Source organism: Xanthomonas sp. 1678, assembly GCF_031455575.1.
GTDB lineage: Bacteria > Pseudomonadota > Gammaproteobacteria > Xanthomonadales > Xanthomonadaceae > Xanthomonas_A.
On the sequence record NZ_JAVDSZ010000006.1, the window covers coordinates 13,110 to 39,303 of the forward strand.

The 26,194-nt window shown below is 65.9% G+C and carries 17 protein-coding genes; 13 read left to right on the top strand and 4 right to left on the bottom strand.

Features of this window, described 5'->3' with window-relative positions; genetic code table 11:
- Positions 1 to 427: 427 nt before the first annotated feature.
- Together J2Y70_RS12225 and gshB are read right to left on the bottom strand one after the other, a co-directional pair.
- On the bottom strand, positions 428 to 1,309 hold the full coding sequence (locus J2Y70_RS12225; RefSeq protein WP_263395365.1) for an energy transducer TonB: 882 nt from the start codon (positions 1,307 to 1,309) through the stop codon (positions 428 to 430).
- Positions 1,306 to 2,256 (bottom strand): glutathione synthase, encoded by a 951-nt coding sequence (gene gshB / locus J2Y70_RS12230; protein ID WP_263395364.1) that lies wholly within the window; start codon positions 2,254 to 2,256, stop codon positions 1,306 to 1,308. Before gshB ends, J2Y70_RS12225 begins: the two co-directional genes overlap by 4 nt.
- Positions 2,257 to 2,500: 244 nt before the next feature.
- Between gshB and pilG the strand changes: the two genes are divergently transcribed.
- The 10 genes from pilG to J2Y70_RS12280 all read left to right on the top strand — a co-directional run bounded on the left by pilG (position 2,501) and on the right by J2Y70_RS12280 (position 21,045).
- Positions 2,501 to 2,902, top strand: a complete 402-nt coding sequence (pilG, locus tag J2Y70_RS12235) for a twitching motility response regulator PilG (protein ID WP_003472648.1) — start codon at positions 2,501 to 2,503, stop codon at positions 2,900 to 2,902.
- Between the two features lie 17 nt (positions 2,903 to 2,919).
- Complete coding sequence (locus J2Y70_RS12240; protein WP_263395363.1) at positions 2,920 to 3,282, top strand: PleD family two-component system response regulator; 363 nt, start codon at positions 2,920 to 2,922, stop codon at positions 3,280 to 3,282.
- A gap of 1 nt (position 3,283) precedes the next feature.
- Positions 3,284 to 3,814 carry a chemotaxis protein CheW gene (locus J2Y70_RS12245; RefSeq protein WP_309917779.1) on the top strand — a complete coding sequence of 177 codons (531 nt, stop codon included), beginning with the start codon at positions 3,284 to 3,286 and terminating at the stop codon, positions 3,812 to 3,814.
- Between the two features lie 40 nt (positions 3,815 to 3,854).
- Positions 3,855 to 5,891: a methyl-accepting chemotaxis protein gene (locus J2Y70_RS12250; protein WP_309917782.1), complete on the top strand. Its 2,037-nt coding sequence runs from the start codon at positions 3,855 to 3,857 to the stop codon at positions 5,889 to 5,891.
- A 111-nt stretch (positions 5,892 to 6,002) separates the two neighbouring features.
- On the top strand, positions 6,003 to 13,256 hold the full coding sequence (locus J2Y70_RS12255) for an Hpt domain-containing protein (protein ID WP_309917785.1): 7,254 nt from the start codon (positions 6,003 to 6,005) through the stop codon (positions 13,254 to 13,256).
- The gene (locus tag J2Y70_RS12260; RefSeq protein ID WP_309917788.1) at positions 13,243 to 14,607 is read left to right on the top strand and encodes a chemotaxis protein CheB; all 1,365 of its coding nucleotides are present in this window, start codon (positions 13,243 to 13,245) and stop codon (positions 14,605 to 14,607) included. The genes J2Y70_RS12255 and J2Y70_RS12260 overlap by 14 nt, the downstream gene beginning before the upstream one ends.
- Before the next feature lie 44 nt (positions 14,608 to 14,651).
- On the top strand, positions 14,652 to 15,131 hold the full coding sequence (locus J2Y70_RS12265) for a chemotaxis protein CheW (protein ID WP_309917790.1): 480 nt from the start codon (positions 14,652 to 14,654) through the stop codon (positions 15,129 to 15,131).
- A gap of 91 nt (positions 15,132 to 15,222) precedes the next feature.
- The gene (locus tag J2Y70_RS12270; RefSeq protein WP_309917793.1) at positions 15,223 to 19,950 is read left to right on the top strand and encodes an RHS repeat-associated core domain-containing protein; all 4,728 of its coding nucleotides are present in this window, start codon (positions 15,223 to 15,225) and stop codon (positions 19,948 to 19,950) included.
- Entirely contained in the window at positions 19,950 to 20,309 is a 360-nt protein-coding gene (locus tag J2Y70_RS12275) for a hypothetical protein (RefSeq protein ID WP_309917796.1), read from the top strand. The genes J2Y70_RS12270 and J2Y70_RS12275 overlap by 1 nt, the downstream gene beginning before the upstream one ends.
- Positions 20,310 to 20,514: 205 nt before the next feature.
- Positions 20,515 to 21,045: a HEAT repeat domain-containing protein gene (locus tag J2Y70_RS12280; RefSeq protein WP_309917799.1), complete on the top strand. Its 531-nt coding sequence runs from the start codon at positions 20,515 to 20,517 to the stop codon at positions 21,043 to 21,045.
- Positions 21,046 to 21,281: 236 nt separating this feature from the next.
- Here the strand turns inward: J2Y70_RS12280 and J2Y70_RS12285 are convergent, their stop codons facing one another.
- Positions 21,282 to 21,902, bottom strand: coding sequence for a hypothetical protein (locus tag J2Y70_RS12285; protein ID WP_309917802.1), 621 nt, complete (start codon positions 21,900 to 21,902; stop codon positions 21,282 to 21,284).
- A 362-nt stretch (positions 21,903 to 22,264) separates the two neighbouring features.
- Here J2Y70_RS12285 and J2Y70_RS12290 point away from each other — a divergent pair, with 362 nt between their 5' ends.
- The gene (locus J2Y70_RS12290) at positions 22,265 to 23,314 is read left to right on the top strand and encodes a N(4)-(beta-N-acetylglucosaminyl)-L-asparaginase (protein ID WP_309917805.1); all 1,050 of its coding nucleotides are present in this window, start codon (positions 22,265 to 22,267) and stop codon (positions 23,312 to 23,314) included.
- A 14-nt stretch (positions 23,315 to 23,328) separates the two neighbouring features.
- Positions 23,329 to 24,048, top strand: coding sequence for a copper homeostasis protein CutC (locus tag J2Y70_RS12295; protein ID WP_309918315.1), 720 nt, complete (start codon positions 23,329 to 23,331; stop codon positions 24,046 to 24,048).
- 773 nt (positions 24,049 to 24,821) lie between these two features.
- Here the strand turns inward: J2Y70_RS12295 and J2Y70_RS12300 are convergent.
- Entirely contained in the window at positions 24,822 to 25,913 is a 1,092-nt protein-coding gene (locus J2Y70_RS12300; protein WP_309917808.1) for a sialidase family protein, read from the bottom strand.
- Here J2Y70_RS12300 and J2Y70_RS12305 point away from each other — a divergent pair.
- Positions 25,912 to 26,190 carry a hypothetical protein gene (locus J2Y70_RS12305; RefSeq protein ID WP_309917811.1) on the top strand — a complete coding sequence of 93 codons (279 nt, stop codon included), beginning with the start codon at positions 25,912 to 25,914 and terminating at the stop codon, positions 26,188 to 26,190. The two genes, J2Y70_RS12300 and J2Y70_RS12305, sit on opposite strands and share 2 nt — an antisense overlap.
- The last annotated feature ends 4 nt before the right edge of the window (positions 26,191 to 26,194 follow it).

Genomic DNA, 26,194 nt, shown 5'->3' on the forward strand with positions numbered 1-26,194 from the left:
GGATGAGGGTATGGGCGAAGCCTTGGAAGTTCGGTTGCATCAGGTGATCGGTGCCGACGTACCCTCACCCCAACCCCTCTCCCGGTGGGAGAGGGGCTCGACTTGTCCTTCTCCCGTCGGGAGAAGGTGCCCCGAAGGGGCGGATGAGGGTACGGGGGAAGGCTGGGAAGTTCGGTTGCGTCAGGCGATCGGTGCCGACGTACCCTCACCCCAACCCCTCTCCTGGCGGGAGAGGGGCTCGATCTGTTCCTTCTCCCGTCGGGAGAAGGTGCCCCGAAGGGGCGGATGAGGGTACGGGCGAAGCCTGGAAATGTTCGGTGCCGCCAGGCGGTCCGTGGCGGCCGGACCCTCACCCCAACCCCTCTCCCGGTGGGAGAGGGGCTTGTCGCAGTCTCGGCGCGTGCGCGTCCGATGCGAAGCGCGCCGCTCAACGATCGTCGCGCAGTGTGCCGCCGGGCAGGAACACCCAGGTGCGGGTCACCTGCAGGATGTCGATGTTGTCTTCGGTGTGCGGCAGCGGCGGGAACGGTTGCGCCAGCTGCACCACCCGCAGCGCCGCGGCATCGAGCATCGGCACGCCGCTGGAGCGCAGCACGCGGCTGCTCTCGATGCTGCCGTCGCGACGGACCCCGACGCTGATCACCACCTGGCCGCCCAGCCGCTGACGGCGCGCCTCGTCGGGGTAGTTGAGGTTGCCGACCCGCTCGGCACGGTCGACCCAGGCGCGCAGGTAGTTGGCGTAGGCGTATTCGCGGGTGCTGGCGGACACGAACTTGCGGTTCGGGCGCTTGGCGTACTGCTCCGAGCGCAGGTGCACCTCGGCGGCCAGGCGCGCCATCTCCGCGTCGCGCTGCTCGCGTTGCGCGTCCACCGGCTGGGTCGGGGCGTCGGTGCGCGGCTGGGTCTGCGGCGCCGGCAGCGGCTGTTCGCCGCGCGCGCTGCTGACTACGCGCGGGGTCGGCTCCGGCGCCGCCGCCGCGGTCTGCGCGCGCAGCGCCTGCGGCGCCAGGCCGTCGTGCTGCTGCGGCACCACCCCGGGCTGGCTGTCGCGCGGGCGTTGGGGGGTGTCGTGGTCGCCGCCGCCCTGCTGGTTGGCCTGGGCCAGGAAGTCGGCCTGCTTGGGCGTCAGCGGGGTGCTGGTCTGGCTGAAGATCACGTCCAGGGTCGGTACCAGCGGCGCGTCGTCGTCGATCGCGAAGCCGACCCCCAGGATCAGCAGGCCGTGCACGATCAACGACAGCACCAGCGTGGCGCTGAGCCGTTCGCGCTCGCCGATGCGCGGCGCGGGCGTCGCGGCGGCCGCGCTCATCGCGCCGGGTAGGCCTCGATCGCGTCGAACAGCAGCCCGGCGATGTTCAGCCCGTACTGCGCGTCCAGTTCACGGACGCAGGTGGGGCTGGTGACGTTGACCTCGGTCAGGTAGTCGCCGATCACGTCAAGGCCGACGAAGCGCATGCCACGCCGCTGCATCTCCGGGCCGACCTGGCCGGCGATCCAGCGGTCGCGCTCGCTCAGCGGGCGACCTTCGCCGCGGCCGCCGGCGGCCAGGTTGCCGCGGAACTCGTCGCCCTGCGGGATCCGCGCCAGGCAGTAGTCCACCGGTACGCCGTCGACCAGCAGGATGCGCTTGTCGCCGGCGCTGATGTCGGGGATGAAGCGCTGCGCCAGGGCCAGCTTGCGGCCGCCGTCGGTCAGCGTCTCCAGGATCACGTTGAGATTGGGGTCGCCGGTGCCGCTGCGGAAGATCGAACGCCCGCCCATGCCGTCCAGCGGCTTCAGCACCGCCTGGCCGTGCTCGAGCACGAACGCCTTCAGCGCCGCCGCGTCGCGGCTGACCAGGGTCGGCGGGCAGCACTGCGGGAACAGCAGCGCGGCCAGCTTCTCGTTGAAGTCGCGCAGGCCCTGCGGGTCGTTGATGACCTGGGCGCCGGCGCGCTGGGCCACGCTCAGCACATGGGTGTCGTACAGGAATTCCGAGTCGAACGGCGGGTCCTTGCGCATCAGCACCACCTGGCCGGTGCCGAACGCCAGCTCGGCGAACGCACCCAGCTCGAACCAGCCGGCCTTGTCGTCGCGCACCTGCAGCGGCGCGGCCTGCGCCAGCGCGCGGCCCTCGCGCAGCGACAGCCCGCCGGGGCGCACGTAGTGCAGCCGGTGGCCGCGGCGCTGCGCTTCCAGCAACATCGCGAAGGTAGTGTCTTTGGCAATCTTGATGCTGGCGATGGGATCCATCACCACGATGACATCGAACGACATGGCGGCACCTGGGGGACTGAGCGGAGGATGGTAGCGGGTCGGCGCCGGGCGCGCGCAAGGTCACCGCCGCCGGGCCGCGCGGCACCCTGCGGCGGCAGCCAAACTGTGACATAGTTGGCTCCGGAAAGTGGTCCAACGCAGCGCCGTGGCGACGGCCTTGACAGTCTGAGCGGGTCTTGGGATACATGTCGTTTCGCAGCGACGTCGGATCCGATGAAGCGTCGCGCGCCTGGGGGGCAAGTGAATGAGTGAAAACACGACTGCGGGTGGGGAACTCGCAGGACTGAGAGTCATGGTGATCGATGACTCGAAGACGATCCGCCGTACCGCCGAAACGCTGTTGAAGCGCGAGGGGTGCGAGGTGGTCACCGCCACCGACGGGTTCGAGGCCTTGGCCAAGATCGCCGATCAGCAGCCGCAGATCATCTTCGTGGACATCATGATGCCGCGGCTGGACGGCTATCAGACCTGCGCGCTGATCAAGGGCAACCAGCTGTTCAAGGCGACGCCGGTGATCATGCTGTCCTCCAAGGACGGCCTGTTCGACAAGGCGCGCGGGCGCATCGTCGGCTCCGAGCAGTACCTCACCAAACCCTTCACACGCGAAGAACTGCTGGGCGCGATCCGTACGTACGTCAACGCCTGACCAGGGGGAAAGGCACCATGGCTCGAATCTTGTTGATCGAGGACTCACCGACCGACCGGGCGGTGTTTACGCAATGGCTGGAAAAGGCCGGGCACGAGGTGCTCGCCACCGACAACGCCGAGGACGGGCTGAAGATCGTCCGCGAGCAGGCGCCCAGCCTGGTGCTGATGGACGTGGTGCTGCCGGGGATGAGCGGCTTCCAGGCCACCCGCGCGCTGTCGCGCGACGAGGCCACCCGGCACATCCCGGTGCTGATCATCAGCACCAAGAGCATGGAGACCGACAAGGTCTGGGGCATGCGCCAGGGCGCCACCGACTACATCGTCAAGCCGCCGCGCGAAGACGACCTGATCGCCCGCATCAACCAATTGGTCGGCTGACGTGCGTTCGCCCTTCGACATCCTCGAGGCCTACGAGCGGCGCAGCCTGGCGCACGCGGTGCAGATGCCCGAGCGCGAGTTCGACGAGAACATCTGGCGCGGGGTCGGCTTCCGCGTCGGCAACCGCCATCTGGTGTCCGATTTCCGCGAGGTGGTGGAAATCGTGCGCATGCCGCCGATCACCCCGGTGCCGGGCGCGCAGCCGTGGCTGCTGGGCGTGGGCAACCTGCGCGGCAACCTGTTCCCGGTGGTCGATTTGAAGCAGTTCATGGAAGGCCAGCGCACCTCGCTGCTGGAAGGCCAGCGCGTGCTGATCATGCGCCAGAGTGGCGGCGACGTGGCGCTGACCATCGACGAACTGTTCGGCCAGCGCAGCTTCGCCGAGTCGCAGGCGGTGGAACCCGGCGAGCTGGCCCACGGCCGCTACGCGCACTTCGTCGACCGCGCGTTCCGCGGCGACAGCAACGACTGGGGCGTGTTCTCGCTGTCGCTGCTGTCGCGTACACCCGAATTCCGTCAAGCCGCCGCCTGAGCGCGCGGCCTGCCTTCGCATCGAAGATCGAGGTCGAATCATGAGTACTGCAGCGGACGCCCCCAAGGCCAACAAGCTTGGCAGCATGGGGACGAGTTTCTGGCTGGGCCTGCTGGCACTGTCGCTGATCGTGTTCGGCGCCAACACCGGCGTGGCCACCTGGCAGGGCAATCGCCTGGCCGGCGCCAGCACCGGCGCGGCCGACCTGCAGGTGCTGTCGCAGCAGCTGGCCAACCAGGGCCGCGACGCGGTGTCCGGCAACGCCGCCACCTATAAGCAGTTCAAGCAGACCAAGGCGCGGGTGGAGAGCACGGTCGCCGAACTCAATGCGCGCTATGCCAACGAGACCGGCATCGCCGGCCCGCTGGCCGAGCTCAACCGCACCTGGACCCCGCTGGGCAAGAACGCGCAGCAGGTGGTGGACAGCGAGCCGGCGGTGCTGGCGCTGGCCGGCAACGCCGAGCGCTTCGTCGGCGGCGTGCCGCAGCTGCAGGCGCAGCTCAACGAAGTGGTGCGCGCGATGACCGTCGGCGGCGCCCCCGCCGCGCAGATCTACAACACCCTGCAGCAGGTGGTGGTGGCCGGCACCATGGCCCGCCGCGTCACCGAGATGCGCGCGGGCGGCAGCGGCGCGGCCAGCGCTGGCGACGCGCTGGCGCGCGACTCGGTGGTGTTCGGGCAGATGCTCGAAGGCCTGCGCAACGGCAACGAGGAACTGGGCATCGCGCCGGTGCGCAACGCCGCCGCGCTGGGCGCGCTGGAGCAGTCGCAGGCGCAGTGGGCGGAAATGAAGAAGGACCTGGACGCGCTGCTGGCCAGCTCGCGCAGTTTGTTCGCCGCGCAGTCCTCGGCCGCGGCGCTGACCGCCGGCTCGGACAAGATGCTCGACGACAGCAAGAAGCTGTTCGACGCGTTCTCCGCGTTCGGCTCGGTGCGCGACACCCGCCTGTTCCCGAATTTCTGGCTGGGCGTGGTGTCCGGCCTGCTGGCGCTGCTGTCGATCATCGGCTTCGTCTGGACTTCGGTGCGCAGCCGCACCCGCGACCAGGAAATCCGCTACCAGACCCAGGTCGAATTCAACAGCCGCAACCAGCAGGCGATCATGCGCCTGCTCGACGAAATCAGTTCGCTCGGCGAAGGCGACCTGACCGTCAAGGCCTCGGTCACCGAGGACATGACCGGTGCCATCGCCGACGCGATCAACTACGCGGTCGACGAGCTGCGTCACCTGGTCACCACCATCAACGACACCTCGGCCAAGGTCGCCATCTCCACCGAGGAAACCCAGGCCACCGCGCTGCAGTTGGCCGAGGCCGCCGGCCACCAGGCCGAGCAGATCGGTTCGGCGTCCGAGCGCATCAACGAAATTGCCGCCAGCATCGAACAGGTCTCGCGCAACTCCAGCGAGTCGGCCGAGGTGGCGCAGCGCTCGGTGGTGATCGCCGCCGAGGGCGCCGGCGTGGTCCGCGAGACCATCCAGGGCATGGACCAGATCCGCGACCAGATCCAGGAAACCTCCAAGCGCATCAAGCGCCTGGGCGAATCGACCCAGGAGATCGGCTCGATCGTCGAACTGATCAACGACATTTCCGAACAGACCAACATCCTGGCGCTCAACGCCGCGGTGCAGGCCGCCTCGGCGGGCGAGGCCGGCCGCGGTTTCGCGCTGGTCGCCGACGAAGTGCAGCGCCTGGCCGAACGCACCTCCGGCGCCACGCGCCGGATCGAAGGCCTGGTGCAGACGATTCAGGCCGATACCAACGAAGCGGTCAGCTCGATGGAGCAGACCACCTCCGAAGTGGTGTCCGGCGCGCGCCTGGCCGAGGACGCCGGCACCGCGCTGACCGAGATCGAGCGCGTCTCCAACGCCTTGAACAACCTCATCAAGAACATCTCCATCGCCGCGCACCAGCAGTCCGCGGCGGCGACGGACATCACCCAGACGATGGACGTGATCCGTCGCATCACCGGCCAGACCTCGCAAGGCGCCGGCCAGACCGCCGACTCGATCGGGCGCCTGGCGGAACTGGCAGCGGACCTGCGGCGCTCGGTCGCCGACTTCAAGCTGCCAGCGTGAGCGGATCGGAACAGGGTGGAAGGAAGCGCACATGACGTACCGTGAAAAATCCCTGCACTCCGCTGCCGCGCCGACGCGGCGCGGCGCGTGGCCGTCCGCCGGGGCGCTGCGATGAGCGCGCTGCGCGACGCGATGAGCCATGCCGCCCTGGGCTGGGTCAAGCCGGAGCTGGACGAGACCCTGCGCCAGGTACGCGGTGAGATCGAATACTTCGTCGAAGATCCGGCCGACACCAGCCGCATGCGCTTCTGCGCCGGCTACCTGCACCAGGTGCAGGGCACCTTGCGCATGGTCGAGCTGTACGCGCCGGCGATGGTCGCCGAGGAACTGGAACTGCTGGCCATCGCGGTGCAGAACGGCCAGGTGCCCGATCGCGACGAAGCCTGCGCGACGCTGATGCGCGGCACCGTGCTGCTGCCCGATTACCTGGAGCGCCTGCAGGACGGCCATCGCGACATCCCGATCGTGCTGCTGCCGCTGCTCAACGAGATCCGCGCCTCGCGCGGCGAGCCGGGCCTGAGCGAAGGCGCGCTGTTCGCGCTGTCGCCGGACGCCAGCGCGGTCACCGAGGCCGAACTGGACCACGCCCGCGGCAGCCTCAGCGGCCGCAACCGCGAACTGCTCGACACCGTCGGCACCGCGATCAAGGAAGAACTGCTGCGGGTCAAGGATGCGCTCGACCTGCACCTGCGCACCGGCGGCGACGTCGCCGCGCTGCAGACCCAGGTGGACGAACTCGGCAACGTCGCCGACACCCTCGGGGTGATGGGCCTGGGCGTGGCCCGCGGCGTGGTGGTGCAGCAGCGCGATTCGCTGCGCAGCATCGTCGAAGGCGAGCGCGAGGCCGACGAAGGCGTGTTGCTGGATATCGCCGGCGCGCTGCTGTACGTGGACGCCTCGCTCGACGACCAGGTCGCCTATCTCGGCGCCAGCGCCGGCATCCACGACGATGCCAGCGCCGCCGAAGCGCGGCGCACGGTGGAGGTGCTGGCGCACGAAGCGATCGCCAATTTCGCTGCGGCGCGCGAGCATTTCGTCGCCTTCATCGAGACCAACTGGGAACACGAGCGCCTGGGCGACGTGCCGCGCCTGCTCGGCGAGGTCGCCGGTGCGCTGCGCATGCTGGAACTGCCGCAGCCGGCCGACTACCTGGAAGGCGTGCGCCGCTACGTCGCCGTCGAACTGATCGGCAAGCGCCGCGTGCCCAGCGGGCGCCAACTCGACACGCTGGCCGATGCGATGGCCAGCCTGGAGTACTACCTGGAAGCGCTGCGCGAGCGCCGCCCGGGCCGCGAGGAAATCCTCGACATCACCCGCACCAGCCTGGAAACGCTGCGCTACTGGCCGCTGCCGAGCGACGCGCCGACGCCGCAGGGCGTGGTGCCGATCGCAGCCGATGCGTCGGCGCTCGCGCCGATGCCCGAGTTGGGCCTTGCATCGACCGATGCCATTGCCGAAGCGCCGCGCGCGGTGTCCGCGCCGCCGCCGGTGCCGTCCTGGGATCTGGCGCCGGCCACGGACGCGCCGGTTGCCGCGAGCTTGCCGCCGCCGCTGCCCGGCGAGGTACCGCAAGCGCCGCAGTGGACTTTGGACGAAGCCGCCGATGTCGCAGGGAACGCCGCTGGCGCCGAGACCATCGGCGGCGTCGCCGACGAAGGCATGCCGTCCGACGCGGACGTGAGCGCTGCGGACAGCGACGGCAGTTCCATCGTCGCGCCGGCGTCGACCAGTTTCGATCCGGTCGCCGCCGAGCAGGACGAATGGTCGGCGGCCTCCGCGCCGCTGCATATCAGCGTCGACACGCTGGCGTTGGAAGGCGATGCGTTCCGTCCGGAGATCGCGGACGCATCGCCCGACCAGCCCGCCGCGCATGACGACGCCGCGGCCGACGCCACGACGCCGGCCGGCTACGGCTTCGACCCGGTGGCCGCCGAGTACGCCGAATCCGAACCCGCGGCCGACGACGCCAGCCTGGTCATCGTCGACACGCCCGCCCCTGCATTCAGCGGCAGCGCCGACGACGATGTGCTGGTGATCGAACTGGAGGATGCGCCGGCCTTCGCTGACGCACCGCTGGCCGCATCCGACGACGTCCACAGCATCGCCTGGAGCGACGCGCCGGCGACCCTGGCCGACGACGACAGCGCTGCTGCCGAACACGACACGCCCACCATCGACCTGTCGGCGCGCGATACCGTGTTCTCGACCGAGGCCGAGGCCGAGGCCGCCAGCGACACAACGCAGCACCCATACGCAGGCGAGGCGGAGCAGGCCGACGCCGAACCGAGCCCGTTCGTCGACCTGGCCTGGCCGGAGCCGACCCCGGAACCGGAAGCACCGGCGCCCGGCGTGCACAAGGCCAGCATCCAGCCGATCGAACTGGACGACGCGTCGGCGGCGTTCCTCGCCGAGCTCGACGCTGCCGCCGCGCAGTTCGACGTCGGCGCAGCGACCACGGCCGGCGCCGCCGGCGCATCCGCTACCGATGAACCCCCGCAATCGGCCACCGACGCGGTGCAGGCCGCTGCGCCCGCCACCATCGACGGCGGGTTCGTGGACGACGGCGGCGAGATCGATGCCGACATCCGCGAAGTGTTCCTCGAGGAATTCGACGAGGAACTGGTCAACCTCGGTAACCTGCTGCCGGCATGGCGCGCCTCGCCCGGCCACATGGAAAGCCTGCGCCCGATCCGCCGCGTGTTCCACACCCTGAAGGGCAGTGGCCGCCTGGTCGGCGCGCGCGTGCTCGGCGAGTTCAGTTGGAAGATCGAGAGCATGCTCAACCGCGTGCTCGACGGCACCCGCGCGGCCAGTCCGGCGGTAGTGACGATGGTCGAACTGGCCTACGAAGTCTTGCCGCAACTCAATGCCGCGCTGCGTGGGCATGGCGTCATCCATGCCGATCTGGACGCGATACAGGCGGTCGCCGAGCGCATCGCCGCCGGCGAGGACGCCTACTACTTCGCCGCTGCGCCGACGCCGGCCGCCGCCGCGCCGCGCGCCGGCACCCCCGCCTCGGTGGACAGCGTGCTGCGCGAGATCCTCGAGGCCGAGGTCGGCACCCACCTGGAGACGGTCCGCGACTGGCTGCAGCATGCGCCGCAGCCGGCCACCGAAGCGCTGCTGCGCGCAGTGCACACGATGAGCGGCGCGTTCGCGATGACCGACGTGCCGGAGATCACCGAAGTCACCGGCCCGGCGGAGAGCTACGTCAAGCGCCTGCTGGCCGCCGACATGCTGCCCAGCGCCGACGGCGTCCGCGCGCTCGACGATGCCGCGCACGCGATCGCCGGCACCATCGAGGAACTGCAGGCGCCGTCGCCGGTGATTCCGCCGTTCACCGAACTGGCGCAGCGCCTGCAGGCGCTGGTCGCCACGTTGCCTGAAGCGCAGTGGCCCGCAGCCGCGCACGACGAGGACGACGAAGACGCGGCACCGGCGCACGCCGACGCGGCGCTGGACCCGACCTTGCTGCAGGCGGTGGAACTCACCGCCGCCGACGACCTGTCGGCCTACCTGGGCGACGCCAGGCACCTCGATGCGGCTGGCACGGACGCGGAGCGTGCGCCTGTCGCTGACGCCGACGCCGATGCATCCGCGGCGCAGGCCGATGCGCCACTGGCATGGCAGCCGGCGTCCGACGATACCGACGTGCCCGCGCCGAGCGACGCCTCTGCCGAAGACCTTGCCTCGGCGAGGCCTGTTTCGGACGACGCCAATGCCTCGTTCGGCGAGCGAGACGACGCCACCGTCGCTGACGTTGCGCCGGCCGATGGCGACGCGGGGGAATCGAGCGCGATCTCCGAGCCGCCGGCCGACAGCGGCAGCGCGCCTACCGCGATCGACGCCGACGAACAAGCGCTGCTGGCCCAGGACGGAAAGCTCGACGAATTGACCGTCGACGCGCCGCTGGCCGACGAGCGCGTGCCGGCGGATAGCGAGCTGCCGCCGCCGGAAGGCGCGATCGAACCGCAGGAGCAGGACGCGACCGCCGACGACACCACGGTGCATGACGCATCGCTTCATGGCGAGCGCCCGGGCGAATCGGACCAGGACACGCACGACCAGGATCAGGACCAGGACGCACGTGCCGAGCACGAGCACGACCAGGAACGCGATCCGCAGGGCTATGCGTTCAGCGCCGAGTCCGCGCAGCCGTCCACGCATTGGCACGGCACCGAACCCGCCTCGGCGAACGACGATGCCGAACTGCCGGCGGCCGACGACGCTGCGGCGCATGCTGATGCCGATGCCGCGGCGCATGCCGAGAGCGACCTGGAGGCTGCAGCCGGATCGCTGTCGGACGGCGCTGCCGACGAGACCGATCGCCACGCCGCGCAGGCCGACGCCGATGCGCATCCGGCCGATGCGGGCGATCACGTGCAGGCCTCGGATGCCGACGCTGCGTCGCACGGGCAGGACGGCGCGGACGCTGCAGCCGAATCGCAGCTGGACGCCGCAGCCGGCGATGTCGGTAGCGACGCCGCACAAACCAATATCCAGAAGCATCCGGCCGACGCCGCTGCGACCGACGCGGGCGACCACGTGCTGGCGCCGCATGCAGACGACGCCACGCCTGCCGTGCCCGACGCCGCCGACACCGCGCTTGTCGCAACGGCCGATGCCGAAGCGACGCATCCCACCGACACACACGACGCGGCAACGCACGATGCCGTGCACGAAGGCGATGCCGGCCTCGACGCACCGTCGTATGCCGATGACGCGCACATCGACCAGACGCAGCCGACCGACCTGTCCGACGCCGAGCATCCGACGGACGTCGAGCCTGCAGACGCAGAAGCGCCGGAAGCCATCGAACACCCGACGGACGCCGATCGCGAACTTGCACTTGCAGACACCGCCGTCCATGCCGACGCCGCAACCAGCGACGAACACCACGCGCCCGCCGACGCAGCCGACGCAGCATCGTTCGCCGAAGCCGCCCACCACGACGCCGCGCCGGCCGACCTGGCCGCCGTCGACATGGGGCCGCTGGACTTCGCCGACCTGGATCGCGAACTCGTCGATATCTTCGTCGAGGAAGGCAAGGACCTGCTCGACCATTGCGATCGCCTGATCGCCGAACTGCGCGCGGCGCCGCAGGACCGCGACGCGCTCGCCGGCCTGCAGCGCGACCTGCACACGCTGAAGGGCGGCGCGCGCATGGCCGGGGTCAACCCGATCGGCGACCTCGGCCACGGCATCGAATCGCTGCTGGAGGCGGTGGCGGCCAACCGCACCGAACTCGATCGCAGCGACGTGCAACTGCTCGAGCGCGGCTTCGACCGCCTGCACCAGTTGCTCACCCTCACCGGCAACCACCGCGCGGTGGCGATGCCGATCGACCTGATCGGCCGTTTCGACGCGCGCACCCACGGCCGCAGCGTGCCGGCCGATGCCGGCGTCGACGTCCACGCCGACGATGCCGACGTCGCGGCGATGATCCAGGCCGCGGTCGATCCGGAATCGGTGCCCGCACCGGAGCCGGCGCCGTTGTCGGCACCGCTGCCGGTGGACGGCACGCTCGACGAGGAGTCGATGATCGCGCGGCCGATGCAGGAACAGGTGCGCGTGCGCGCCGACCTGCTCGATCGCCTGGTCAACCACGCCGGCGAAGTGGCGATCTACCGCTCGCGGCTGGAACAGCAGCTCGGCGCGTTCCGTGGCGCGATGTCCGAACTGGACCGCACCAACGCGCGTCTGCGCGACCAGCTGCGCCGCCTCGACCTGGAAACCGAAGCGCAGATCGTCGCCCGCTACCAGCGCGAGCAGGACCAGACCGAACAGAGCTTCGATCCGCTGGAACTGGACCGCTTCTCCACGCTGCAACAGCTCAGCCGCGCGCTGAACGAATCGGCGGCCGACCTGGGCGGCCTGCAAGGCGTGCTCGACGACCTGGCGCGGCAGTACGACGGCCTGCTGCAACAGCAGTCGCGGGTCAGCTCGGAACTGCAGGACGGGCTGATGCGCGCGCGCATGGTGCCGTTCGATGGACTGGTGCCGCGGCTGCGCCGCGTGGTGCGCCAGGCCGCCAGCGAGACCGGCAAGCAGGTGCACCTGACCCTGGAAGGCACCCACGGCGAACTCGACCGCAACGTGCTCGACCGCATGATCGCGCCGCTGGAGCACATGCTGCGCAACTCGGTCGCGCACGGCCTGGAAACGCCGGAGCAACGCCGCGCCGCCGGCAAGCCGGAGGAGGGCAGCATCGCCATCCGCCTGCGCCGCGAAGGTTCGGAAATCGTGCTGGAAGTGGCCGACGACGGCGCCGGCCTCAACCGCGACGCGATCCGCCACCGCGCCGAACAGCGCGGGCTGATCGCGATCGGCGCCGCGCTGTCCGAGGAAGAACTGGATTCGCTGATCTTCGCCCCCGGCTTCAGCACCTACGACCAGGTCAGCCAGCTGGCCGGCCGCGGCGTGGGCATGGACGTGGTGCGCAACGAAGTGCGCCAGCTCGGCGGCTCGGTGGACATCCACTCGGTGTGGGGCCAGGGCGTCACCTTCACCCTGCGCCTGCCGCAGACGCTGGCGGTCACCCAGGCGGTGTTCGTGCAGATCGGCGAGACCACCTTCGCCGTGCCGGTGGCCTCGGTCAGCGGCATCGGCCGCATCAGCCGCGAGCGTTTCGAGGCGGCCGACGGCGGCTACCACTACAGCGGCGAGGAATTCGCGCTGCACGACCTCGGCTCGCTGGTCGGCCAGGCCCCGGCACGCGCTGAAGGCCAGGTGCAGGTGCCGCTGCTGCTGGTACGCGCCGGCGACCTGCGCGCGGCGGTGGCGATCGACCAGGTGCTCGGCAACCGCGAAATCGTGGTCAAGCCGGTCGGCTTGCAGATCGCCTCGGTGCCCGGCATCTACGGCGCCACCATCACCGGCGATGGCCGCGTGGTAGTGATCCTGGACGTCGCCCCGCTGGTGCGCCGCTACTTGGCGCAGCCGGCAAGGCCGGTGGTGGAAGCGGCACCGACCGAACAGCGGCGCGTGCCGCTGGTGATGGTGGTCGACGACTCGCTGACCATGCGCAAGGTCACCGGCCGCGTGCTGGAACGCCACAACTTCGACGTGATCGCCGCGCGCGACGGCATCGAGGCGCTGGAGCGCCTCGAAGAGCGCGTTCCCGACCTGATGCTGCTGGATATCGAGATGCCGCGCATGGATGGCTACGAACTGGCGACCGCGATGCGCGCCGACCCCCGCTACAAAGCGGTGCCGATCGTGATGATCACCTCGCGCAGCGGCGACAAGCACCGCCAGCGCGCCTTCGAGATCGGCGTGCAGCGCTATCTCGGCAAGCCTTACCAAGAGTTGGATCTGATGCGCAACGTGTACGACCTGCTGGGGATTGCCCGTGTTCGCGAATGACGGCGAAGGCAACGGCACCCCGGTCGCGCTGCTGGCGCGCCCCGGCCAGGCGCGCGAGCGCCTGCGCGAGGCGCTGCACCAGGTCGGCGCGGCGATCGTGCTCGAGGACGACCCGGGCGCGATCGACGCGCAGACCCTGGCCGATGCCGCGCCCAGCGCCGTGCTGATCGCGCTGGAACCGGCGATCGAGGACGCGCTGGAACGGCTCGACGCGGCACTGGACCTGCCCGGCCTCACCGTGATCTTCGACGAGGCCGAACTGGCCGCGCGCCGCGAAGGCTGGGAAGCGCAGCGCTGGGCGCGGCACCTGGCGGCCAAGCTGCAAGGCCACCAGGACGTGCTGCCGCCGGGACGCGAGAACGACACCGGCCTGCAGCCCGAACCCGGCCTGCCGGCCACGCCGGCGCAATTGCACGAAGGCGCGCCGATCGGCTTCCACGTCGAGGAGGCGGCCAGCTTCGCCACCACCGTACCCGGCGACAGCTTCTACACTTGGCAACCGCCCGCCGATGCCGCGCCCGGATTCGAGGACCTGCAGTTCTCGCGCGATCAGATCGCCGCCGGCGACGCGGCCGCGCCCGTCACGACGCCAGAGCCGGAGAGCGCGGTTGCCGTAGCCGCCGCCGCGCCTGTCAGCACGCCGCCGCCGTTGCCGGCCAGCGCCTGGTCGCTGGTGGACGACGACGCACCGCTGGTCGTGCAGGCGCGCGCGCCGCTGAGCCAGATGCAGATTTCCACCGAAGGCCTGTCGCTGGTCGCGCTGGATTCGGAGGCGGACGCCGCCACCGATCCCGCCGCTGCCGCCTCCACGGCAGTGGCCATCGCGCAGGGCGCGGTGCTGGTGATGGCCGGCATCGGCGGCCCCGATGCCATCCGCCGTCTGCTCGCCGCATTGCCGTCGGACTTCCCGCAGCCGCTGCTGGTGCAACTGCGCCTGGACGGCGGCCGCTACGGCAATCTGGTCAAGCAGATCGCGCGCGTGTCCGCGCTGCCGGTACTGCTGGCCGAAGCCGGCGCGCCGGTCGCCGCCGGCAACGTCTACATCCTGCCCGACGACGTCGGCGTGCGCAGCGGCGAAGGCCCTGGCCTGCGCTTCGTCGCCCAGGACGCCGGCGCCTCGGTGGTCGGCGGCTTGCCGGCCGCGCACAGCGCCGTGCTGCTGCTCAGCGGCAGCGACCCGCACCAGGTCGACGACGTGCTGGCCCTGGCCGCGCAAGGCGCCTGGGTCGCCGGCCAGACCGGCGACGGCTGCTACGACCCGGCCGCCGGCGCGCAACTGACCGGCCGCGGCCATCCCGGCGGCGACCCCGTGCAGCTGGCGCAAGCCCTGTCCGCGCGATGGGGCGGCTGAGCCGCCGCCCGCGCGTTTTTCCCGGTTCCAGGACGACGTAACCCATGAGCAGCAGCTACGCCAGCAACGACGAAATCCGCGGTGTCCTGATCCAGGCCGGCAGCGAGCGCGTCCTGCTGCCCAACGCCACCGTCGCCGAAGTGATGTCGCGCATCCCGGTCGAACCGCTGCCCGACGCCCCGCACTGGCTGCTCGGCCAGATCGCCTGGTACGGCTGGAAAGTGCCGCTGTTCTCCTTCGCCCGCCTGACCGGCCTGGGGAGCGAGACCGTCGCCTCCAACAACAAGATCGTGGTGCTGAAGGCGCTGGGCGGCAATCCCGACCTGCCGTACTTCGCGCTACTGACCCAATCCTTCCCGCAACTGATCTCGGTCCCGCGCGACGGTTTGCTTGCCGATGCTTCCGAGGAAACCCTGCCTGCTGGCGTGCATATGCGCGTGCTGCTGGGCGAGCAGAGCGCGCTGCTGCCGGATATGGAGGCGATCGAAGGGATGATTGGGGAGCGGTTTTCGGCTGTTGGTTGAGGTTAAATTCATTTTAGCGTAACCAATTTAAATTTTCGATTGTTTATTCAACTAATTATTTATTTGATTGAGCTTCATCAGGGAGGATGGGATGGAATTTCTGGTTGACTTCGTCTTTAGTGCGCGTAAACGTCGACTGTCATTTTTGGTTAAGGCCCTTATTGGGTTGCTGGTTATGTTTTTAGTGGCGGCCCCGATTTCTGTATTGGCTGCGCCGGACAATCCGTGTGGTAGTCGGTCTGCCAATTGTACGAAGGCACAAGCTCTAGCTGACGCGCAAAGTGCGCTTGAATTTTATCAGAATCCTAATAATTATCCTCCTTCTATTGGAGCCTATCTGGTAGACGTCCCGGCAGTTCCTGGGGATGAGTATGGCAATTATTGTGTTCGTTGGACGAATCCTTCAGGTTGTTATTGGGTTGCATTCTATAGGCAGCGCGTATTTCCTCCCATGCCTGAAAATCCCTGTAGCGCCTATCCATACAGGAAAAATTGTACTCAGGGGATGGCGTTGGCAATAGCTAATGCCGCGCTCGATTATTACCAACAAAGGCAACCTGCGCAGGGTCCATATATTGCGGAGTATGAAAAAGGCGCTGATTATGGATCATATTGTGTGCGCTGGACGAATCCAAGTGGCTGTTATTTCCTGGTTTATTATTATTTTCCGATGATTGAATATGAAGTTGGTAAAAATCAGGGGCCGCCTAGTTGCCATACTCCGGAGGCGTCATGCGGTAATCCGATAAATGTCGCCACAGGAAATAAATATCAGGTTGAACAGGATTGGGGTGGCGGGGGTGGAGTCCCTGAGTTCTCTCGCTATTATAATAGTGGCGTAAATACGTCCGCTCTAAGTGAATTCGGCGGGCACTGGACGCACACATATTCTCGCCGAATTGAATTAATTCAGGCTGATGGTATCTATTCCGTGAAGGTTTACAGACCTGCTGGCGGTTTTGAGAGGTTTAATTCCTCAGGTGCTGGTTGGTCCGCTGGTGTTGGCGTAACTGCTACACTTGAAAGCGTGCAGGATTCGTCGGGCGCTGATGCGGGTTGGATATACACTTCCTTGAGTAACAGGGATGTTGAAAGGTATGATCAATTGGGGCGATTGAGGGAAATAACTAAAATAACGGGCGAAAATTTTAAGCTGGAATACCTTAGTAATTCTGAGGCTGAAGGTGTAAGGAGTCGTCAGTTGGTACGAGTGATCATGCCTACTGGGAGGTTCTTAAGTTTTGGCTATGACACCTCAAATAAGCTTGTTTCTGTTGAGGATTCATCAGGGGGTTTGGTTAGCTATAGCTACACCGGGTATGGTTTGCTTTCGAGCGCATCTCGTGCAGGTGGGACTCGAGGCTATGTCTATGGCGAGTCGCAATATACTGCGGGGGGCGGGTTCCCTTGGGCGCTGACTGGGATTATAGATGAAGCTGGTCAGCGGTTTGCGACTTATTCATATGATCAAAATGCCAAGGCAATATCCACAGTTCATGCGGGTGATGTCGAAAAATTTCAAGTTGCTTATGCGTCGCAAACGTCTCTGGAAGTAACTCTGCCTTCAGGTCTAATAGAGCGCAAGGCAATTACTTTGGTTAACGGGGTTGAGAAAGTTGCCGCGGTAAACAGGTATTGCAATGGGTGTCCATCTCAGGATCGGAATTTCAGTTATGATGCAAATGGTTTTATTGATAGGGTGATGGACGAGAATGGTGTGGTTGACGATTATGATTATGACGATCGGGGTGGTTTGATTTTTATACGGGAAGGTATCGCTGCGGATGGTGTCGCTCGCCGCACAGTTTCCTATTCACGGGATAGTGAATCAGGTCTTCCTTTGGTTGAAGAGATTGGCTCTGACTCTGGCGCGTTAAAAAGAACCTCTTGGACTTATAATGAGCGATCACAAATTATGGGTAAGGAATTTTCCGATCCCATTACTGGAGTCGCGCGAGCAATGGTAATGAGCTATTGCGAGCAAGTAGACATCAATGCCGGTCGTTGTCCTCTTTTGGGTTTGGTAACGTCCATTGATGGCGCACGTAGTGATGTGGCAGATCTGGTGTCTTTCACCTATTATCAATCCGACGAAGCGACCTGTGCGACAACGCCGACCGCCTGCCCGCACCGCAAGGGCGACCTCTGGAAAGTCACCAGCGCCTTGGGCCAGGTGACTGAGTACCTGGCCTACGACGGAGCCGGCCGCGTGCTGTCGGCGAAGGACGCCAACGGCCTCATCACCGACTACACCTATCATCCACGCGGCTGGCTCACCGCCAGCAAGGTCCGCGGTGCCGACGACACCAGCGAGAGCGACGACCGCATCACCCTTATCGATTACTGGCCGACCGGCTTGGTCAAGCAGGTGACGCAGCCGGACGGCGCGTTCACCACCTTCACCTACGACACGGCGCACCGCCTGACCGATATCGCTGACAACGCTGGAAACACCTTGCACTACACGTTGGACAACGCCGGCAACCGGGTCAAGGAAGACACCAAGGACGCAGCGGGCACGCTCAAGCGCACGCTGTCGCGGGTCTACAACCAGCTCGGCCAGTTGGCCACGCAGGCCACCGCCAGCGGTGACCCGACCGACTTCGGCTACGACGCCAACGGCAACACCAAGACGGTGACCGACGCACTCGGCCACGTTACCCAGAACGACTACGATCCGCTCAACCGGCTGGCGCGCACGCTGCAGGACGTGGGCGGCATCGCGGCCGAGACCAAGTTCGGCTACGACGCGCTTGACAACCTGACCAAGGTCACCGACCCCAAGGGGCTGGACACTACCTATGCCTACAACGGCCTGGGCGACCTGACCAAATTCACCAGCCCGGATACCGGCGTCACCACATACACCTACGACAGCGCCGGCAACCGCGCCACACAGATCGATGCGCGCAACATCAAGACGACCTACAGCTATGACGCGCTGAACCGGCTGACCAAGGTCGCCTATCCGACCAGCGGCCTCAACGTCACCTACTCCTACGACATCAGCCAGACCGTCTGCGCCAGCGGTGAGACCTATGCCACCGGTCGCCTGGCCCGCATGCAGGACGCCAGCGGCACCACCGACTACTGCTACGACCGCTTCGGCGACTTGGTGCGCAAGGTGCAGACCACCAACGGCAAGGTGTTCGTGTTGCGCTACGCCTACACCAAGGCCGGCCAGCTGAGCCGGCTGACCTATCCTGACGGCGCAGCGGTGGACTACGTGCGCAACGCCCAGGGCCAGACTACGGAGGTCGGTGTGACCCCGGCCGGCGGGACTCGGCATGTGCTGCTTGGCAACGCCACCTATTCTCCGTTCGGCCCGCTGGCCAGTTGGTCCTACGGCAACGGCCGCCCGATGCAGCGCGTGTTGGATCAAGACTACCGCCCGCTGGCAGTCAGCGACACGCGCAGCGACGGCCTGAGCAGCGGCTTCGCTTTCGACCCCGCGGGTAACCTCAGCGCCTTGACCGCCGCCGGCAACACCGCCCCGGTGGTCAGCCTGGACTACGACGCGCTGGGCCGATTGACCGCCTTCAAGGACGGCCCGACGGGCGCGGTGATCGACGGCTACAGCTACGACGCCACCGGCAACCGGCTCAGCGCCAAGGTCAACACCACCACGCAGAGCTACACCTATCCGACCACCAGCCATCGGCTGAGCGCCGTGGCCGGCACCGCCCGCACCTACGACGCGATCGGCAACACCCTCTCCATTGGCGGCACCGCGCAAGAGTTCGCCTACGACGCAACGGGCCGGATGAGCCAGGCCAAGCGCGCCGGCGCGGTCGTGATGAAGTACGGCTACAACGGCCGCGGCGAACAGGTGCGGCGGGTTAGCAAGACCAATACCTACACGCTGTACGACGAGAGCGGCCACTGGCTGGGCGACTACGACATCAACGGCGCGCCGCTACAGCAGGCGATCTGGCTGGACGACCTGCCGGTGGGCGTACTGGCCAAGAACAGCCTGCGTTACGTGCAATCGGACCACCTGGGTACCCCGCGCGCAGTGATCGATCCGGTCCGCGACGTCGCGATCTGGAAGTGGGATCTGAAGGGCGAAGCCTTCGGTAACACTCCGCCGAATCAGGACCCGGACGGCGACGGCACCACGTTCGTGTTCGACATGCGCTTCCCGGGGCAACGCTACGATTCGGCGACGGGGTTCAACCAGAACTACTTCCGTGACTACGAGCCGGGCACTGGGCGGTATGGGCAGAGTGACCCTATTGGGTTAAATGGGGGTTATTCAACTTATGCTTATGTCGGCGGAAGCTCGATGGGTCGCATCGATCCATTGGGGCTTCGTTCTCCAAATGAGCAAGAGGCCGCATTTATATCAAGCTTGTTTGGTGATTGTTTTGATTTTGCCTCAATAGATATCAGTGGGACTTCACGTGAACGCGCTTCGTCATTAAGTGGTGGGAGCGTTTCAATCCCCGCTTCGCTGTTTAATGGTGGTGACGTAAATAAGGGTTTGGATCTCTATAGCGTTAATGCCAGGTCCACATTGGCGCATGAAGTTTTTCATGTCTGGCAAAGGAGGCAAGGTGCGAGAGTTACTTCTTCGCTTGTTGTACCTCAAATTGCGAATTACTTTGGATTCGGCGACCCATATGTCTATGGTGCTTCAACAAGTGCAGGTGGTGCAGCCTTGTATTTTAATGATTTGTTTAACAGAGGGCGCTACGAGGGGCAAGCCCAGATGTGGGAGGATTCTTATCTGCGAGCAGATCAAGGCGGGCTTGCTAGTGAGATTCATGAGGCGTTGAAAGCGGTGGTTGCTGCAAAATCAAGTTGCGGGTGTAAATGATGAAGCTCCCTCGCTGTGCCTTTTTTTTACTGTTCTTTTCCATTTTTATTGTTGCATGCGTGGCTCCCGGCCAAGGTGGAAAATTTAGCGCTGGTAAGAAACGCGGTGACGCAATTGTCACTGCGTTGAATGCATACCATTTAAAGAATGGTCAATACCCAGTTTCGCTGAAACAATTGGGTGGCCAATTTGCAGCGATCGAAAATGGCGCTGGTGGCGATCAATTAACCTTCATCTATGCCTCTAATGCAGGAGGAGGTTATACTTTGGTTTTTAAGTATTTTGGCCCTGGTAGCAATCTGTGTGTTCACGAATCTGTGGATGCCTCTGGGGAATGGGAGTGTTCTGGGTCTCACTGACTAAATTAGGTGCTGTCGCGTGGCGTCGCGGCGCTGGATACAGTGGAGGCCGGGTGCGGGTGTCGGAGGCCGACCTCAATAATCCGACGGTAGGGCTGGGCGGCTCCCGATCGTGGTAAGGGCTTGAATAAAATTCGTCGTATTTGCGGGGGGCGGGCTGATGACTACTCTAATTAGTATAGTAGGGAAGTCATTTGATGAATTGATGGGTCTTTTTTTCTGCGAAGTCCTTGATGACGATGATTTCTACGACGTCGTCGCCGCTGAGCTGGCGAAAGACCACCGGCATGCGTTGGAGGCGATGTTGGGAAGTCTCTCCAATAAACGTCTACGTGCAGCTATCTGTGGCTTGGGAATGGCTTCTTCTAGTGAGAGTGAGTCGGCGATCAAGAACTTCCTTCATCATGATGAAGCGTTGGTTGTCGCCGCTGCTATTGATGGGCTGAGGCGGGTCGGTTCGGCGGAATGGCCGATCATTTCATCGCAACGGCACCATGCTTCCCCCTATGTCCGGGGCGCGGCTCTCAGATATGCAAAAGAAGCGCTCGGTAAGGACGCACTGCCGCTGTTGCTGACGGGCCTGGATGACGAGGATCCAATTGTTCGAGAAAACGCGATCGATGAACTGGACGGGCTTATCTCCGCTGATGACGCTTATCTGATAACGCCTTACTTGGACGATCCGGCTGCCCATGTAAGGCAGGCAGCTCAGACGCTGTTGGATTCCGTTCGCTAATTTCGGCGCCTGGCTACTTTGGGAATTGTCGTGTTCGCCTTTCTAGGGCATGGCAACACGTCCCATCTGAATTGGCATGCGTTTGCGACCGATGCCGCGCCAGCTTCAGCATAAATAAATGACAGGTGATTCGGCGAGACTGCCTGGCCGTACTGAGTCAATAGACTTCAGGGCGATTTTAATTAACATCAAGAAGATGCATGCGGTCAGTCTTGGGTGGTTAAGTGTTATTTTTATTATGACTTCAAGAGCTCATTTGCCAATGCAACATCGAAATTCTTGTTTCCGAATACGGCCTTGGTGCTGAGAACTTCATGGAATAGATCTGAGCTCAGGTCGAGTCCGTTTTTATGCGCCACATACAGCGAGGTTAGGAATGGGTAGGCGTAGTTGCTCGGCTCGACCAGGATGTCTTCGATCAGAGAGGTGGTGCCAAGAATGCAGTTCTCTGCCTTCGGGAGATAAAATTTCACTATGCGATCATTTATCTTCGTTGCTGTTGATGCTGCTTCCTGAAAAGGTGGGATTCTGATGATGCCGCCCAGCTCGTCGCCAAAACTTTTTGCTTCTTCAGAGAGGGAGGTTTTTGACATGCAAGAAGCGTTCGTCAGTCGACTTGGATAAGGCGGCGATTGGCTCTTGCAGAAGTTCAGCGCTTCGCATGCATGGATTTCCAGTCCTGCGTAATAGCCGTCCGCGTTGCGCAAGTGCTGGATATATATCTCGCCGAGCTTCTCTTTTGCGGCAACCAGGCTGAGCTTGTTCTTGCCTGCCTTCAGGTGTGGGCGCGAAGACGCGGTTTGTTCGAACCTTGCCAGCAGTTCCTTCTCCAATGCTTTGCGGATTTCCGTGCTCATGTGTCTGTAAATTGGAAGCTTGAAGGCATTGTGCTGCACTCTTCGCTAGTCGGCATCTCCATTTTTCGTTCTGCGCCTGAGGAGGCGGCTGTAGGTATTGGCCTCGGCATGCTCTTCTCCGCCTTGTGGACTTCATGACCTGCTCGTCTGTCACCGCGCTGCAGATCTTGCTGAGCAGCGGCTAGTAGGCGTGTGCTATCGCGGTGGCCGCTGGCGGGCCGTGTCGACGCGTTGGTCTTGGCCTCAGCTGGCGCCGTCGTCACAGCCCCCCATTCAATCCACTCCCACTCTGCCGCATGATGCAAGGCTAGCCGCGTGCGATCTTCTCGCTGCGCCCTTCCTTCCCGCGCCGGAGCCACCCAATGCACGAACGCCGCCACTTCCTGAAGACCGCCGCCTTCGGCGCCCTCGCCACCGGCCTGGCCGCCGCGTTGCCGCGCGCGTGGGCGAGCTCCAAGGGCAGCGTCGCGCCGCTGCCGCGTGGTGCGGCGCGGGTGATCTCGACCTGGGACTTCGGGATCGCGGCGAACCAGGCGGCGTGGCAGGTGCTGTCGCGCGGTGGCGCGGCGTTGGATGCGGTGGAGGCCGGGGTGAAGGTGCCGGAGGCCGATCCGAACAATCCCACCGTGGGGCTGGGCGGCTATCCCGACCGCGATGGGCGGGTCACGCTCGATGCCTGCATCATGGACCACACCGGCGGCTGCGGGTCGGTCGCGGCGCTGGAGGACATCGTGCATGCGATCTCGGTGGCGCGGCGGGTGATGGAGAAGACGCCGCACGTGATGCTGGTCGGCGACGGGGCGCTGCAGTTCGCGCTGGCGCAAGGCTTCGAGCGCACCAAGTTGCTGACGCCGTCTTCGGAGAAGGTGTGGAAGGAGTGGCTGAAGACCTCCAAGTACGCGCCGGAAGCGAACATCGAGAACCGCGCGTACCAGAAGGGCACGCTGCCTGGCGGCAAGGACAACCACGACACCATCGGCATGCTGGCGCTGGACGCGCACGGCAATCTGTCAGGGGCCTGCACCACCAGCGGCATGGCGTGGAAGATGCACGGGCGGGTCGGCGACAGTCCGATCATCGGCGCCGGGTTGTATGTCGACAACGAGGTCGGCGGTGCCACGTCCACCGGCGTCGGCGAAGAGGTGATCCGCAATGTCGGCAGTTTCGCGGTGGTGGAGATGATGCGCCAGGGCAAGAGCCCGGCCGAGGCCTGCCGCGAGGTGGTGATGCGCATTGTGCGGCGCAAGCCGCAGCTGACCCGCGATCTGCAGGTCGGGTTCCTGGCGATGAACAAGCGCGGCGAGGTCGGTGCGTTCGCGATCCAACCCGGTTTCAGCTACGCGGTCTGCGATGCGCAGCGGCAGGATCTGCTGCTGCCCGGACAGAGCCATTTCGCGGAGCCGGCCGCATGAGCGAGGTGGTGAAGATGGGGCTGGAGGTGGCCGCCGATTCGATCGGCTCTGCGCTGGCGGCGCAGGCTGGCGGGGCGATGCGGGTGGAATTGTGCGGCGGCCTGGACGGCGGCGGGCTGACGCCGTCGTTCGGCACGCTGGCGGTGTTGCGCGATCAATTGCGCATTCCGCTGTATGTGCTGATCCGTCCGCGGGTCGGCGATTTCGTGTTCGACGAAGCGGAAGTGGAGGCGATGCGCCGCGACGTGGAGCAGTGCGTGCGCCTGGGCTGCGACGGGGTGGTGCTGGGGGCGCTGGATCCGGCCGGCGAGGTCGACATGGCGACGATGCGGGTGTTGGTCGCGGCGGCGGGATCGCTCGGGGTCACGTTCCATCGCGCCATCGACGTCAGTGCCGATCCGCGGCGTGCGCTGGAGGATGCGATCGCGTTGGGTTGCGAGCGGGTGCTGACGTCCGGCGCGCGCGAGACGGCGGAGGAGGGCGCGGCCCTGATCGCGGAGTTGGTGCAGCAGGCGGGTGCGCGTTTGAGCGTGATGCCCGGGTCGGGGGTGTCCGATACCAATCTGGCGCGATTGAGGGCGCTGACCGGTGCGCGCGAATTCCATGGCTCGGCGCGCGGGCCGCTGGCATCGCGGGCGCTGGCGCCGCATCCGCATGTGCGCAGTCTGGGCGGCGATCGCATGCAGACCGATGTGGAGCGGGTGCGGCGGATGGCGGCGCTGTTGGCGGAGTAGGGCGCTGGTGGTTGGTGCGTGAATGATTCGCTTACAGCGATGGCATAGGCGAGGTGCTCGTGGTTGCGGCGATGATGCGGATTGATGCCAGCGTCCGCGACATTGCAGGAGGAGCTTCGGCCTTGGCAGGTCACCAGATCGATGTGGTGACAGGCTCCGTTCGTCGCGACTGAAGTCGCTCCCACAGGGGCTTGCGGTCGGGCTTCCTTGGGCACTGTGGGAGGGCGCCAGCCCCGCCGGTTGCCGAAGTTTGCTGCTTCGTGGTGGTGTGTGTCGCGGTTGAAACCGCTCCTACAAGGGGCGTGCGGTTAGTTGGCTGGGTGCACTGTGGGAGGGACTTCAGTCCCGACGCTTGCCGAAGTCCGCGATCGCGTTGTGGTCTGTGTCGCGGTTGAAACCGCTCCTACAAAGGGGCGTGCGGTTAGTCGGCTGGGTGCACTGTGGCAGGGACTTCAGTCCCGACGCTGCCGAGGTCCGCGATCGCGTTGTGGTCTGTGTCGCGGTTGAAACCGCCCCTACAAAGGGGCGCGCGGTTAGTCGGCTGGGTGCACTGTGGAAGGGACTTCAGTCCCGACTGCCGGAGTCCGCGATCGCGCTGTAGCCTGTGTCGCGGTTGAAACCGCTCCTACAGGGGAAAGCCCACGCTGCGTTCGCTGATAGCTGCGGTACCGGATCGCTATTCGCGCACGGCGCGAATGCCGCTTCACGCAGCCCCGAGCGCGGTGACGCCGCCGACATCGCCAGGGCGCCTCATGCCGGCGCGCGATCTCATCTCATTGCTTGCCATCAAGCTTCGCTGCAGCAGCAAGCAGCCGCTTCGGATCCAGCACCACGTGCTTGATGCGTGTCCGCTTCCAGGTGTAGCTGATGTGCACCAGGCCATCGCGGGTCTGGATCACCGCCGGATAGGAGAATTCGTCCTTGGCGCTGTCTTCCAGCGTCAGGACGCGGGTCCAGTGGGTGCCGTCGTCGGACAGGGCCACCGCCAGCGTGCCGCGGCCGTCCCACCAGTCCTTGCCCGCTTCGGTGGGGTTGTAGACCAGCAGCGAGCGGCCGTCGGCCAGCACCACGGCATCGGTGCCGGAGTTGGGGTTGGCCAGGTCGAGCAAGGTCATCGGTTCCCAGCTGCGGCCGTGGTCGCGCGACCAGGTGCTGAACACGTGGTTCTGTTGGCTGCGGCCGATCGCCTGCACGCGGCCGTCGGCATGCACCAGCACGCTGGGCTGGATCGCGCCGATCCGCGCCGGGTCGTTCAGTGCCGGGCCGCGGGTCCAGTGCGCGCCGTCGTCGTCGGACCACTCCACGTGCGCGACCCAGCCGGCGTCCTCGCTGCTGCTGGGGCTGAGGATGCGCCCCGTCGCCAGTTGCACCGGCTTGTTCTTGATCGGGCCGAGGATGCCGTCGGGCAGGCGCACGGGCGCGGACCAGTGCGCGCCGCCATCGGCGGAGGTGATCTGCATGCCCCACCAGCGCTTCGGGTCGGGGCCGATCTTGTAGAACAGCCGCAGCGGTCCGCGCGCCGGCTGGAACAGCACCGGGTTCCATGCCGGCAGCGGGGCGCCCTGCGGCTGCGCGCCGTCGGCCACACGCTGCGCCGGCTGCCAGCCCCGGGCGTCGCGGCGCGCGACCCAGATGCCGACGTCGTCGGCGCCTTCGTGGCGCCCGCCGAACCACGCGGCGAGCAGGCCGTCGCGGGTTTCCAGCAGGGTGGAGGCGTGGCATTGCGCGGTCGGCGCCTCGGCGTTGACGAATTCGCTGTAGACGATGGGCGAGGGCGGGGCCGACGACGGCGCGGCCGGCGCAGGGGCGGCCATCGCGCGGACGGCGAACAGCGACAGCAGCGGGAACAGCAAGGAACGCAGCATGGTGGTCCGGTCCTGGCCGGGTTTTGACGATACCTCTCTATTATCAATTAAATACCACATGCCGCGGTTGGCGCCAGCAACCGGCTGCCCGATGACCGGGGTGGAGGTGTTCCGCGACGGCGCCTGGGCACCGGTGGCGCAGGCGATCGGGCGCATGAAGATCGATCACTTCCCGGCAATCAGCGCCTCGCGCGTGAGCCTGCTCTTGTCCGGCGCGGATGCAGCGCAGATCCGCGAGTTCCAACTGTTCGACGTGGGCGCTGCCGCTACGCGCTGAACCG